The organism is Peribacillus simplex (genome assembly GCF_030123325.1).
GTDB classification, from domain to species: Bacteria; Bacillota; Bacilli; order Bacillales; family DSM-1321; genus Peribacillus; species Peribacillus simplex_D.
In genome coordinates, this window is record NZ_CP126106.1 from 4,289,769 (window position 1) to 4,302,945 (window position 13,177).

At 42.2% G+C, this 13,177-nt stretch carries 13 protein-coding genes; 1 reads left to right on the plus strand and 12 read right to left on the minus strand.

Going from position 1 to position 13,177, the window contains the following annotated elements:
- Positions 1-129: 129 nt before the first annotated feature.
- The 3 genes from dat to QNH43_RS20325 form a co-directional block, all read right to left on the minus strand.
- The gene (dat, locus tag QNH43_RS20315; RefSeq protein WP_283915414.1) at positions 130-984 is read right to left on the minus strand and encodes a D-amino-acid transaminase; all 855 of its coding nucleotides are present in this window, start codon (positions 982-984) and stop codon (positions 130-132) included.
- Between the two features lie 21 nt (positions 985-1,005).
- Positions 1,006-2,418, minus strand: coding sequence for a dipeptidase PepV (pepV, locus tag QNH43_RS20320; protein ID WP_283915415.1), 1,413 nt, complete (start codon positions 2,416-2,418; stop codon positions 1,006-1,008).
- A gap of 292 nt (positions 2,419-2,710) precedes the next feature.
- Positions 2,711-4,048 carry an MATE family efflux transporter gene (locus tag QNH43_RS20325; RefSeq protein WP_283915416.1) on the minus strand — a complete coding sequence of 446 codons (1,338 nt, stop codon included), beginning with the start codon at positions 4,046-4,048 and terminating at the stop codon, positions 2,711-2,713.
- Between the two features lie 466 nt (positions 4,049-4,514).
- Between QNH43_RS20325 and QNH43_RS20330 the strand changes: the two genes are divergently transcribed.
- Entirely contained in the window at positions 4,515-5,249 is a 735-nt protein-coding gene (locus tag QNH43_RS20330) for an SDR family NAD(P)-dependent oxidoreductase (RefSeq protein WP_283915417.1), read from the plus strand.
- Positions 5,250-5,341: 92 nt separating this feature from the next.
- Here QNH43_RS20330 and QNH43_RS20335 read toward each other — a convergent pair whose 3' ends face one another.
- The 9 genes from QNH43_RS20335 to cobA all read right to left on the minus strand — a co-directional run bounded on the left by QNH43_RS20335 (position 5,342) and on the right by cobA (position 13,171).
- Positions 5,342-5,827: a DedA family protein gene (locus QNH43_RS20335; protein WP_076364606.1), complete on the minus strand. Its 486-nt coding sequence runs from the start codon at positions 5,825-5,827 to the stop codon at positions 5,342-5,344.
- A 260-nt stretch (positions 5,828-6,087) separates the two neighbouring features.
- Positions 6,088-6,636 (minus strand): signal peptidase I, encoded by a 549-nt coding sequence (lepB, locus tag QNH43_RS20340; RefSeq protein WP_076364604.1) that lies wholly within the window; start codon positions 6,634-6,636, stop codon positions 6,088-6,090.
- A 94-nt stretch (positions 6,637-6,730) separates the two neighbouring features.
- Entirely contained in the window at positions 6,731-7,114 is a 384-nt protein-coding gene (locus QNH43_RS20345) for a DnaJ family domain-containing protein (RefSeq protein WP_283915418.1), read from the minus strand.
- 573 nt (positions 7,115-7,687) lie between these two features.
- On the minus strand, positions 7,688-7,906 hold the full coding sequence (locus QNH43_RS20350; RefSeq protein WP_283915419.1) for a helix-turn-helix domain-containing protein: 219 nt from the start codon (positions 7,904-7,906) through the stop codon (positions 7,688-7,690).
- Positions 7,907-7,916: 10 nt separating this feature from the next.
- On the minus strand, positions 7,917-8,399 hold the full coding sequence (locus QNH43_RS20355; RefSeq protein WP_283915420.1) for a DUF2975 domain-containing protein: 483 nt from the start codon (positions 8,397-8,399) through the stop codon (positions 7,917-7,919).
- Positions 8,400-8,820: 421 nt separating this feature from the next.
- Positions 8,821-10,710 carry an immunoglobulin-like domain-containing protein gene (locus tag QNH43_RS20360; RefSeq protein ID WP_283915421.1) on the minus strand — a complete coding sequence of 630 codons (1,890 nt, stop codon included), beginning with the start codon at positions 10,708-10,710 and terminating at the stop codon, positions 8,821-8,823.
- A gap of 176 nt (positions 10,711-10,886) precedes the next feature.
- Positions 10,887-11,297, minus strand: coding sequence for a DUF4064 domain-containing protein (locus QNH43_RS20365; protein ID WP_283915422.1), 411 nt, complete (start codon positions 11,295-11,297; stop codon positions 10,887-10,889).
- A 127-nt stretch (positions 11,298-11,424) separates the two neighbouring features.
- Entirely contained in the window at positions 11,425-11,547 is a 123-nt protein-coding gene (locus QNH43_RS20370; protein ID WP_283915423.1) for a hypothetical protein, read from the minus strand.
- A gap of 178 nt (positions 11,548-11,725) precedes the next feature.
- Positions 11,726-13,171 (minus strand): uroporphyrinogen-III C-methyltransferase, encoded by a 1,446-nt coding sequence (gene cobA, locus QNH43_RS20375; protein ID WP_283915424.1) that lies wholly within the window; start codon positions 13,169-13,171, stop codon positions 11,726-11,728.
- Positions 13,172-13,177: the final 6 nt, after the last annotated feature.

The following is a 13,177-nucleotide window of genomic DNA, read 5'->3' on the forward strand; positions in this document are numbered from 1 at the left end:
TCTTGAAAATGTCAAAAAGAGATGATTGCATAAAGATGTAATTAACGTAAACGGGGATTCGATGATGGCATCCGCTTCCGGCTACAAAGATAAAAACCCCTTTGCCAATAGTGGCAAAGGGGCTTTTATCTATTTAACGGAACCGCATTGCTTCTCGATTTCCTCGGAAAACAGTTTTTGCAGTCTTTTGGTTAACGGACCGGGTTCCCCGGCTGCAATCGATTGGCCATCGATATTAATAATTGGTGTCACTTCGACGCTTGTGCTTGTATAAAGGACTTCATCGGCTGCCATCATTTCCTCGACGGTGAAGGCCTCCTCGACATATGGAATCCCATGATCAGCGCAAAGTTTCAGCATCACCTGACGGGTAATTCCATTCAGGATCAAGTTTGTGGCCGGATGCGTTTTAAGTAGGCCATCCACCACGATTGAGACATTGGACGAACTTCCCTCCGTCACCGTACCATCACGATGCTGGATCGCTTCATCACAGCCGGCCTCTACCGCTTGCTGTTTAGCCATTATATTACCCAGTAGATTCAAGCTCTTGATATTACAGCGCAGCCAGCGTATATCGTCGGTGGTCACTGCCTTGACCCCTGGCTTGTTTTTTCCTGTATAAGGAATTTCCTTGGTATAGGCAACAAAGACCGGTTCCACCTCAGCCGTTGGAAATGAGTGTGTACGCGGAGATACGCCCCTTGTCAGCTGCATATAGACGATACCGTCCTTCAGTTGATCTTCAGCGATCAGCTCTTCCATGCGGGTTTTGATTTCCGCTGCAGTAAAGGAAACTTTCATCTGTATCAACTTGGCACTGTCCATCAGCCGGTTCAGGTGCATGTCCCCCGCAAATAATTCGCCATTATAAACCCGGATGACTTCATAGACGCCATCTCCAAATTGATATCCCCGGTCTTCAATATCTACCTTTACTTCGGACCTGCTTTTTAGGTCGCCGTTAAAAATGATTTTCCCCATGTCTTTCTCCCTCTTTGCCTCTTATTTAGCCAATTCATGAATGGCACGTGCATAAATGGACGTAGCCTTAAGCATATCTTCAATATCAATATATTCATCTTTCTGATGTGCAATGTCTTCGCTTCCAGGGAAAAGCGGGCCAAATGCAACGCCTTCTTTCAATGAACGGGCGTATGTGCCGCCGCCAATCGAAAGGAGTTCAGCTTTATCACCTGTCTCCGCTTCATAAACTTCCTGCAACGTCTTGATCAAGAAGCTTTCACTGTCCACAAAATGTGGAGTTGAATGCGAATTGGTCTTCACTTTCAAATTATATGCCGCAAGTCTTTCCTCCAATGCCGCCTTTTGCTGTTCCCACTCAAACGTCACCGGATAACGCATGCTGAAACCAATCGAGCTGTCGCCTTGTTTAGAATAATGGAAAACGCCGGCATTGACCGTCAATTCTCCTGTTTGCTCATCCGAATAAGCCACACCCAAATTATTTCCGCGGGAATCTTCAAACAAACGATCCTTTATGAAAGTGAAGTAGGCTTTCGCATGCGGATCAAGAGTAAGATCAGCTAAAAATACGGCTAAATGCAGACCTGCATTCTTTCCATTTTTCGGTTCCATCGCGTGTGCCGAGACTCCGATCATTTCAAGCAGCACTTGATTTTTTTGCGGAACTGCTTGGCCCCTCAATGAGTATTTTTGCAAATAATCCTGATAGTTTGCCGCCACTTCAGCAGGGTTGGCCGCTTCCACAATGGCCGTAGCAAAATCCGGTACCATATTCGTCCTTCGACCTGAAGAAAATTCCATAACATTCACTTCAGAGTTCGTGCCATTTCCTGCATCGGCAGGGTGTATAACCGAGAAATCCCAAATTCCTTTTTCCGCACTGATGATCGGGAAGTCAGCATCTGGTGCGAAGCCGATCGAGGGCATTTCCTCCACTTCAAAGTACCGGTCAACGCAGCGCCAGTTCGATTCTTCATCGGTTCCAATGATCATCCTCACACGTTTGTTCAAAGGTTCTCCTAGCTCCCGGACCAGCTTCATCGCATGATAGGCAGCCATCGTCGGCCCTTTATCATCGATTGCCCCGCGAGCATATATGCGGCCATTGCGGATTTCAGCACCGAACGGATCCGAACTCCAGCCATCTCCCTCAGGTACCACGTCGACATGGCATAATATCCCGATTAACTCCTCGCCTTCACCCATTTCGATATGACCAGCGACATTATCGACATTCTTAACAGTAAAACCATCTTTTTCGCCTAATTGAAGCATGAAATCAAGCGCTTCCTTCACACCTTTACCGAATGGGGCCTCCTCTGTCGGATCTTCTTCATCCAATACACTTTTTATTTTCAATAAGTTTTGTGTGTCCAGTAATAGGTCCATTTTCCGTTTTTCAACTTCTTCTCGCCAATTCAATTCACTCAAAATACGACAACTCCTCTTTTATATATATTTTTCATTTTATCACTTTTACTACCTGATTCGCCAAGCGTTGCTACCTATTCTTCGTATTCCCGTATTATCGCCAACATCAAACTACCGATAAAATTCCCTGCATTTTAAAAAAACACCCTCTTTTATTAAGGCTGTTTTCGCATACTTTGTTGCTATTCACCAAGTAATGCGGTGTGGTTGATTTCCCCTCCAGATGCTCCCGCAGGAGTCTCGCACTTCCGCTTCGTTTTAAAAACAACAATCTTTACGAAAAGAGATTTTATTAAAAAGAAGATGATTTCATTAGTCTATCGGCATCCATAAGCTTTGCCACTTTTCGGTTCAGCCTTGGGATGTATAGAGCTAAGAATACGGAACGTCCTAAACTGAAAGCCAGGAATGCAAGCCATAATCCATGATTGCCATGATTGCTGACCGCTGTGAATTGGACAAGTAGAAAAGCGAATAGTGCAAGGAGCATTGAGTTCCTTACTGGAACGGCTTCTGTGGCACCGGTAAACACTCCATAAAAAATGAGTCCGATAAAGGCACTGAATGGGAATAGGACTATCCAAAGTCCATATTCATGGGCAAGTTCGATGACGCCGGGAATGTCCGTGAAAAGGAGAATGACCCTATCGCTGAATAGATAGTAAGATGCGGCAAGTATGAACGAAGCATACAAGCCCCACCGCGCCGATAGTGAGAGTGTTTTTTTATAAAGGTTTATATCTCTCGAACCAATCGCCTTCCCGACCAGAAGACTCGACGCGTTCGCGAAGCCATCAAAGCAATAGGCCATCAGGTAATGGATTTGAATGAGTACGGCATTGGCCGCCAGTGTCTCTGTCCCGAAAGTGGCTCCCTTGGCCGTAAAAAGATTGAAAACCGTGATCAGGCAAATGGTCCTGATGAATAAATCCCTGTTGACCACCATCATTTTTTTCAAGGAAGCCCGATCGAACCCCTCCCGGAATGAAAATGAATCCGGTACGTTAACCGCTTTCCGGATGACCCATAGGCCCAGTAAAAAAGCGGAAATTTCTGATATCAATGAAGCGGCAGCAACCCCTGATACAGACCACGAAAAGCCATTTACAAAAACGAGGCATAAGACAATATTGATCACGTTCATGAAAACTTGAATGAACAAAGATGTTTTTATCCTGGATTTCCCGATTAACCAGCCTAAGATGACATAGTTCAATAATGCAAAAGGTGCCCCCCATATCCTGATGCCGAAATAATCCGCGGCAAAGGCGGAAACGTCCGATTCCGGACCGATTGCACCTAACGAGATATTCAAAATGGGTTTTTGGATCACGATAAAAAGCAGGCCGATGATCGCTGCAATGAAAAAAGGCCGAATCAAGGCCATCAGGCTTTGCTTTTCATCCCGTGCCCCCTCCGCTTGTGCAGCAAAGGCAGATGTACTGACCCGCAGAAAACCAAAAAGCCAATACATCGTATTAAAAATTATCGTTCCGACAGCCACCCCGCCAATATAAGCGGGATCACTCAACTTTCCAACCACAGCCGTATCGACCGCACCGAGCAAGGGCGTACTCATCGTCGAAATCGTAAGCGGGATGGCCAGGGAAAGATACATTCTGTTATTCATAAAATGATGACCTCCTATGTACATAAAAGTTCTGAAAAGCCAGAATTGGAATGGAGTTATAAAAATTTGTATTCAAAGTACAAAAAGATTGCAGTGTTCAATTTTAATCACTAGAATTGAACATATGGTGCTCCCGACATGCATGAGATGCCTCTACAAGATTACTTGTGAATTGTTTCAAATAGAACGGGTAAAACTATTTTGGATATGGATCATTTACGGTTTCAATATTAGAAGATTGAAAGATTGATACCGCTTTCAATCAGCATCAGTTATGGGAAGTCCATTTTTTCCACAGGCATACATGCACTTTTTATCCAGCAAGAAAAAGGAAATTCGGAAGCCGGAAAATAAAATGCTTGACGGATTTCCGAAGGAGTTATAGTATTGCTCGTTGATAATATCACTTTTGAACCATGCTTGAACATTTATTCATCGTTATAACAACTAATTAGGAGTGATCATGATGGGAAGATTAACTGATAAAGTGGCCATTATCACTGGCGGAGCATCTGGTATGGGCAAGGAAATGGTGGACCTATTCACAAAAGAAGGAGCACAAGTCATTGCTGCTGATATCAATGAAAAAGCTGTAGCTGCTGTGAATGAACTGGATAATGTCCATGGAACTGTACTTGATGTATCTTCAGACGAAAGCTGGAAAAAGGTGACGAATGAAGTTATCGCTAAATTTGGCAAAATCGACATTTTGGTAAACAATGCCGGTATCTCAACAGAAAAAGGCATCAACGATACAACATTGGCCGATTGGCAGCTAATGTTAAGCATCAATGGATTTGGACCATTCCTTGGAATGAAACACGTTGTTCCTCACATGGCTAAAGAAGGTAAAGGCGCAGTTGTAAACATTTCTTCCTTCACCGCTCAAATCGGAATGGGCTTAAACTCTTACTCAGCTTCAAAAGGTGCCGTTCGTGCTATTTCCAGGGCTGCCGCAACGCAATATGGCCGCATGGGCGTCCGTGTCAATGCCGTATTCCCTGGTATCATCGAAACACCAATGACTCAAAAATTAGAAGAGTCAAAAGAGTTAGTCAACCAAATGATCAAAGCAACTCCATTACAACGTTTGGGTCAGCCGGCGGATATTGCAAATGCCGTGCTTTATCTAGCATCCGATGAAGCTTCATATGTAACTGGTGCAGAGCTTGTCATCGACGGCGGATACTCAGCTCAATAATTATAAGCAGAAGAAATGGAAAATCCCGTTTCTAAAGATCCAGAAACGGGATTTTCTGATTCCAATAAAGAAATTTGGTAAGTTGAAATGAGTTACGTTAAAACACCAATGAAATAACCAAAAGTCGTAAATACCAAACACCAGCTGAAAGCCCCTGCTCCTGCAAAGATAAAGTACTTTCGTTTCCCCATTCCATTCATCCCGGAAATGTAACTGGCGAAGTGACGGACTCCTGGGATGAAATAGGCTATGATAATGGTCCAAGGACCGTATTTATTGAACCATTGCTCCAATCTCTCCAACCTCGCGGGGGTCATTTTGATCCACTTGCCATGCTTCCTCAAAAAAGGCTTCCCCACCTTTTTTCCGATGAAATAACTGACAAGCATCCCGGATATCGACCCAAGGAAACTGACAAGGAATGCTCCCTGGACATTCAAAACGGAAATGGAGGACAAATAGCCGACAAAAGTCATCATGAACTCATCAGGTACCGGCAAGCCAATAATCCCAATGGCCAACAGTCCATATATCGCAAAATAACCATAGTTTGATATTAAATCTTTTACTATATCCATCTAAAGTACTCCATCTCAGCACCCTATTTTAAAGTAATCCATTTTCTTATGCGGGCCTGGGTAACGTGATTACTCCTTTTTAATAGGATAACCTAATTTAACCCAAATGAGTGGGTTTTCATAAAAAAAATAGAAAAAAAAGAAGAATGGACACGTTTTTTGTTGAAATGCCTGTATGATCATGCTAATCGAAGTTCCTCTTTACGGAAATGAAAAAACGGCAACAATAAAGCGGACTCTATACCTGAGTCCGCTTCTTCTTAATTAACTAGCTTTATTTCATTAATTGGCCAATACACAAGATTCGCCTTGCCTACAATTTCATCGACGGAAATCGTGCCTATTTCACGACTATCCAAACTATTTTGGCGATTGTCCCCCATAAGGAACAACTGGCCTTCCGGCACTGTCATGCTGCCTGTTAAATCTTCTAGCTTGAAGGATTCAGTAAGCGGCACCCCTGCCATCTGATTCTTATATTTGTCCAAGTAAGGTTCTTCATAAGCTTTCCCATTAATATAAAGCGTATCATCTTTATATTCAATATGGTCACCTGGCAGACCGATAACCCTTTTTATATAATCTTTATCTACCGTTGCATGAAAAACGACAATATCAAACCGGTCTATATTATCAATATTCGTTCCAAACTTGGTAAGAACAATTCTCTCGTGGTCTTGCAGAGTCGGCATCATTGACTCACCGTCCACGACAATCGGTGCAAAAATATACGTTCGAATTAAAAAAGCTAGAATGACTGCAATCAATATCGCCTTTATCCATGAAAAAACTTCTTTTCTTTTTTCCAATCGAAGTCCCTCTCTCTATTTTTTATTCATGTCATTATATCATAATCCTTTAATGATCACGTCATACAAATACCTGCATTTTACACATTAACAATTACTTCCATTTTTCATACTGGATTTCGATGCTTTCCAACTCTATTTCCCTGCGCTGCATTGTGGCTGGACAAATCGCATTATATGTACGGACTTTCTCATTTATCTCATCCATTTGTTTCATTAATTCAGATTCCGTTCCATTCATTTTTTTCAATTGAACCAATCCGGATAGCTCTTCCCGAATTTCCTTTTGCCATTTTATCCAAAGCGGAAGGTATCCGGCATTCTTGGCCTTCGTCAAGAAGTTGTCATATATATTTCCCGATAGCGCCGACTCCGGAAGCGGTTTTCCAAAGCCAGGATTATTCTTCAGCCCTCCGTCCCTTTCATATTCCTTAAAAATCTGATCCATCCAGTTCACATGCCCGTGTTCTTTGCCCATAAACATTCCCCCTTCAGATCACCTTTAATTACATGTATTTACAATTATAACATTTTTATCAATATCCACTCCACCCTGGAGAAACAGTCGCTGAACACTTTCTACTATTATATATGCACATCTTTCAGCCAAACACATTCAGGCAGCAAAAAAAAAGGATCCCCCCATTGCGTAACGGGTTCCCTTTTGAGGTGCAAACATTGCAAATCGCATCAAATTTTTTGTCACTAATATCAAGGGAATTCCCTGATTAAATAACATCAAACGCAAAGAAGGGATAGCTTAATGGCTATCCCTTAAATTCTCTATCGACTACCTTTAATTAAATAAATTTGTTGTCTATTTTTATAGCTCTTTTTCGTAAAGATTGTTGTTTTTAAAATGAAACGATTTAAGGTTGATTGGAGCGGAAGTGCGAGACTCCTGCGGGAGCAGCGGGACAGGTGAGACCCCACAGGCGTTTACGCCGAGGAGACTCACCGCCCGCCCCGCGGAAAGCGAGCATTGGAGGGGAAATCAACCACACCGCATTACTTGGTGAATAGCAACAAAGTATGCGAAAACAGCCATTTTTTATTGAGTGTCTTCGTCGCTTTTGTACTCCAAAATCTCACCTGGCTGACAATCCAAAGTCTTACATATCGCTTCTAATGTTGAAAAACGAACCGCTTTTGCTTTTCCATTTTTCAGAATGGAAAGATTGGCCATAGTAATTCCAACCCTCTCCGAAAGCTCCGTTACGCTCATTTTTCGTTTTGCTAACATCACATCAATATTAATAATAATTGCCATATCCTCCACCTCAGACCGTCAAATCATTTTCTGATTTTATGTTAATCGCTTCTTTTAAAAGCCGTTGGAGGACAGCGGCAAAAATGGCGATAACCATAGAGGCGAAAATAATGATCAATCCGATTGGTATGAAACTTGGAGGGTCAACTCTCTTCCCCATGAGATAGTAGAGCGGCATACCTAGCAGATACAAGGTACTGATTGTGATGGCACAGTATTTTATATTCTGTAATGCTTTTACCGATAATGCCGAGAACGCTTGGTTCTTATCAATATAGCTTAAAAGTTTAAAAGCCTGATACAGAGCAAAGTAAAAAGGAATCGCTGCTGCGTACATATCGATTAAAACGAGAAATTTCATATAAGCCATTTTTGGATATAATTCTCCAGCAAAATCCCCAATCTTAGGCACTAAAAATATGCACAAAGCGAGAATTGGGATTCCAATAAGAATAACAGCCATCTTCAAAAAGAGTGTTGTTCCTCGTTTCATAAAGTCACCTCACTTATTTAATGTCAGTTTTGACTTTACCACACGATTTATTGTTTTACAATAAATTAGTATTGTTTTTTATTATATTATTATTGTTATTAAAATATCCTTTTAATTTCGACAAAAATAAAAAGCATTTCTCATTACAAAGAAATGCTTCTCCTTTAAAATGTTAAATTTACAACTTGTTCAACAAAACTTCCAAATAGTTTAATAAAGTAAATCAACAATGAAAGATAACAGAGCCTACTTAAAATAAATAAAATCCTTCGTAATTCACAGTTAAATTCGCACTGTACAATACTTATTTCCATATTCGAGAAAAAACATCAAAGAGTGTAGTAATATCAAGGAAATAAAAAACGTGAATTCATGTTTGAATTCACGGTAAAAATGTATTGTGAAATTGACTTTATTCCTTCTATTTAACAGTGATTTTCCGTTTTACTTCTGCCTTGTTCTTCGATTTATCCGTAACTGTGTAAGTCAATGTATAGGTGCCTTTTTTCTTCGTATTCACAGTCCCTGTTATTTTGATCTTACTTGTTAAACTTCCATCAAGATTATCTTTCGCGGATACACCTGATTTAGGATTGAATGACGAGTTATAGGCAATGGTTTTGCTTTTTGCACCGGAAATGACCGGCTTGGTGCTGTCTACGGTAATCTTTCTTGTGACTGTCGCAGTATTTTTCGATGAATCAGTGACTGTATACTTTAATGTATACGTTCCTTTTTTCTTTGTATTCACCGTACCTGTCACCTTTATTTTACTAGTCATGTTGCCATCCAGGTTATCTTTCGCGGATACGCCTGATTTAGGGTTGAATGTCGAATAATAGCCGACGGTTTTACTATTGGCTCCCGAGATGACTGGCTTGGTGCCATCTATCGTGATCTTTCTTGTGACTGTCGCTGCATTTTTCGATGAATCGGTGACCGTATACTTCAATGTATAGGTCCCCTTTTTCTTCGTATTCACTGTACCCGTCACTTTGATTTTACTAGTCAAGCTGCCATCGGCATTATCCTTGGCACTCACGTTTGTTTTTGGATTGAATGATGAATTAAGTTTGATGGTTTTATTCCCGGCACCGGAAATCACCGGCTTGACTTTGTCATAAACGGTTATTCTCCTTATGACCTTGGCAACATTCCCAGCTTTGTCAGCTACCGTATAAGTCAAATTATAGGTGCCCACTTTCTTGGTATCCACCTTACCTTCCACACGTATGGCACTTGTTAAGTCACCATCTTTATCATCCTTCGCCTTTACGCTGGTTTTAGGATTGAAAGATGAGTTGAATGGAATCGATTTACCATCAGCACCTGAAATCACAGGCTTATTCGTATCCTTGATGGGCAGGTCAGCCGATGGCCTATTGGAGATGTAAGCCGATGAGACATACCCCTTAATACTCTTGTCTTCCGTTTGTACAGGGTAAAAGACAAATTTATTTCCCTTGGATTCGTGATAGTCAAAATCCCCTGTGATGATCAAGCTTGTATTTGGCGGCACAAGCACTGCTCCTGCCGTAGTGCTTATTTCTTTCCTGATATTTGCACTGGATGTCGTCACAACTTTGTCTCCTGCCTTGAACCAATAAACAGAGTCATGCGTTTGGTCTGTCAGTGTGTATTCAAGATTTTTAAAGATGATATTTTCGGTGCTTTCCCGGTCATATTGAAAATCCGTTGTTTTGAATGGATATTTGGCCAGTTTTGTGCCATCCAAATAACTTTGCTTTTCTATCTCGGCAAAAACTTCCTCTTGGTAGGCATTAGGATTTATTTTACCGTTTTCCTGGTAAAGAGGACTGTTAACCGGTTTTGTCCCATTGTATGCCATGACAGGGAAATACCAATTTTCGATGACCCTGCGGCCTGCACCTTTGATCTTGGGCAAATCCCTTCTTGAATACATGCCACTCAGTACCTCGACGCCTGCCTCGATATTGTAGGCTATATCATTTTCCAGCTTTTTCTGGTCATACCCACTTTTATTGGTAAGCTGCATAAGACCGGTACCGCCATCGCCTGATATAATCGGTTTACCGACCTCATTAAATTGCCTCCAATCCCCGTTTTCCTGCGTAGCCACCGCTTTTACAACTTCAGGGGGGATTTCGGCCTCTATTGCGGCATTCGTCAGTAAGCAGTTAATCTGCTTATGGGAAGGATTCACATTGGATTGAATCTCACCGAATGATGAACACGCATTGGTTATTCCAGACTCCGCAAAAGCCTGTCCGTTGAACAAACCGAGCGTTAAACAGGTCAGTGCCCCAACCTTCATTAAAGGTATCTTCATCGATCGAACTCCAGTCTATTTATATTTAAATCTATAATAATAGTAACATGATAGACTGGTGATTTCAGGTATAAAAAGGTATATTCCCCTAAAATATCCCCATAGTACAAAAGGAGCTTACCCGCATTTTCGGGACAGCTCCTTTGTTTTCAACTCACACTATGTACAGTGTCGGATCAAACGATCACTTCCACCGTTTCCCTCGGCTTCCTTACAAGGCACATAATGCCCGGTATGATGAAGAAAATAAGCGGCCACACATGAAAGATCGTCAGAATGCCCGTAATGATCAATAAGATCCCGGCTCCCTTCGCTTTGCCGCCTTTTAATAGAAAGATAGCGATCAAACCGCCCGCCAATGCAATGAACAGCGATATGATTCCCGCCCATAGTATGCCCATGAACAACTTGATCGACATATCTACCTCAGACGAGGAAAACTCAGAATCTGTCATTAAAGAGTAGTCCATCATTTCTTTCATATCGATACTGTTGACATAAACGGCCGCTATGATCATCATGATTAAAAAAATCGCAGCGATACCTACGCCTATGATACTTAATACGAATTCCCATGTCCGTTTCATTTACTTCGCCTCCCTGGAAAAGTCACTTATATATACTACCCAATCTGTGAAGGAATAAAAGACTTTTATTCCTTACTCCTCAAATCGTATGAGGGTCCATTGTCTGACCAAATCCATTAACGCCCCCCTACCCTAACGACCAGAAGAAAGGGCAGTCAGTCATCCTTTTTTTCAATTGATCATGTAATTCATCTCTTTTAATTTCCAAATTATTCATCTTTGTCATATGTATATCGCCAATATTAAACATGAAGTCACCCCCCATTCCTGAAATCCCCAATAAAGGCAGTAAGTGCGGGCTGTTATTACGGATTTCCAGATTATCCCGTAATTAAATGATAACACGATAGTCCATAATACTGAACGCAAACAACATTTCAACAGGTATGAATAACCAATCCCCACCAAAGGAAATAGACTCTGTTTTATCAGAGCCTAGAGACATTCCTATTCAAGATTAACTCCACCAATTGTTCGACAGACGGTTCTTTCGGCATCATGTCCAATGTAAATCCATAGTCTTTAAGTCTATTGCCGGTACTTTCCCCAATTACCCCGATGGAGGCTTGGTTTAGCAGCCCTTCAACATCCACGTCTGCCTTTTTCCCATATTGCATCAGCATATCAACTGAATGCCGATTCGAAAATAGTACCGTTCCGACAGCTATCCCTTCCAGCATTCTCGGAAGGATTTCAAGAAATCTTTCATCGACGGATTTATCGACTGATTGAAAATAGTCTCCGTCCCCATGAGCCGGATCTCTGTTTCGATCTCCAACAACCAACAGGGTTCCGGCTTCCGACATCTCGGATTTGAGCTCGGCCATCAGTCCCCGTTGCTGTAAAGCCTTTTTCGATTTCCTTGATAACACATAAAGTTTAGAAGAAATCCGGCGGAAATCAATAGCATGTTCAGTAAGTGAATCCAAGAATCCATGGACACTTTCGGGAGAAGTGAAGAGAATCCGATCATACAAAAGAAATGAGAGCAGCTGACTTTCATCTATTTTCACTTTGGCCGCATTCCATTTAGGAAACTCGATGACTTCGCCGCCAAGCTCATGCAGGGTTTCTGCCAAGGAGCTTTTTGCCGTCCCGGTCCGGGCCACTAAAAATCGTTGCCCAAAAAGTGGCTTCTTTTCGAACCATTGCAGTTTTCCCCTTAGTGAAATGATATCCCCGACCAAGGTTATCGCAGGATTGCCAAGCGACCTTTCACTTACCCTTTCGACGATATCATCCAAGGTCCCCTCGACACTTTCCTGTCTTCCATAAGTGCCCCATTGTATGACGAGTGCCGGCGTATCCCTCGGCTTTCCATGATTGATCAAATTTTCGCGGATATACGGAAGGTTGGCCACACCCATATAAAAGGCAACCGTATCGATACTTTTCACAAGCCCGTTCCAATCCATATCCTTCTTCGTTTGGTCATGGCCCGTCACCATCGCAAAGGAACGTCCATAATCCCGATGCGTGACGGGGACTCCCGCGTACATGGATGCAGCAATGCTGGAAGTAACCCCAGGAATGACTTCAAATGGAATTCCCACATCTATCAACGATTCAGCTTCCTCCCCAACTCTTCCAAAAACGGATGGGTCCCCGCCTTTCAAGCGAACGACCCGATGCCCTGCCAATGCTTTGGAAACAAGCAGCTCATTGATTTCCCCTTGACTGATGCCATTCGTATAAGGTGTCTTGCCACAATATATCAATTCACAATCGATGGAGGCAGCCTCCAACAGTTTGGGATTAAGCAATCTGTCATATAAAATGATGTCCGCTTTTTCAATCGCTTTTTGACCCTTTACGCTAATAAGGCCCACATCACCCGGACCAGCACCCACAAAAAAGACCTTGCCCTTGGTCATGCCGAA

Excerpts from the sequence above, each read along its gene's own strand:
- cobA (WP_283915424.1), bottom strand. The coding sequence starts at position 13,171 with ATGACCAAGGGCAAGGTCTTTTTTGTGGGTGCTGGTCCGGGTGATGTG.
- QNH43_RS20365 (WP_283915422.1), bottom strand. The coding sequence starts at position 11,297 with ATGAAACGGACATGGGAATTCGTATTAAGTATCATAGGCGTAGGTATC.
- dat (WP_283915414.1), bottom strand. The coding sequence starts at position 984 with ATGGGGAAAATCATTTTTAACGGCGACCTAAAAAGCAGGTCCGAAGTA.
- QNH43_RS20330 (WP_283915417.1), top strand. The coding sequence starts at position 4,515 with ATGGGAAGATTAACTGATAAAGTGGCCATTATCACTGGCGGAGCATCT.
- QNH43_RS20370 (WP_283915423.1), bottom strand. The coding sequence starts at position 11,547 with ATGTTTAATATTGGCGATATACATATGACAAAGATGAATAATTTGGAA.
- QNH43_RS20355 (WP_283915420.1), bottom strand. The coding sequence starts at position 8,399 with ATGAAACGAGGAACAACACTCTTTTTGAAGATGGCTGTTATTCTTATT.
- QNH43_RS20345 (WP_283915418.1), bottom strand. The coding sequence starts at position 7,114 with ATGGGCAAAGAACACGGGCATGTGAACTGGATGGATCAGATTTTTAAG.
- QNH43_RS20350 (WP_283915419.1), bottom strand. The coding sequence starts at position 7,906 with ATGGCAATTATTATTAATATTGATGTGATGTTAGCAAAACGAAAAATG.
- QNH43_RS20335 (WP_076364606.1), bottom strand. The coding sequence starts at position 5,827 with ATGGATATAGTAAAAGATTTAATATCAAACTATGGTTATTTTGCGATA.
- QNH43_RS20360 (WP_283915421.1), bottom strand. The coding sequence starts at position 10,710 with ATGAAGATACCTTTAATGAAGGTTGGGGCACTGACCTGTTTAACGCTC.
- QNH43_RS20325 (WP_283915416.1), bottom strand. The coding sequence starts at position 4,048 with ATGAATAACAGAATGTATCTTTCCCTGGCCATCCCGCTTACGATTTCG.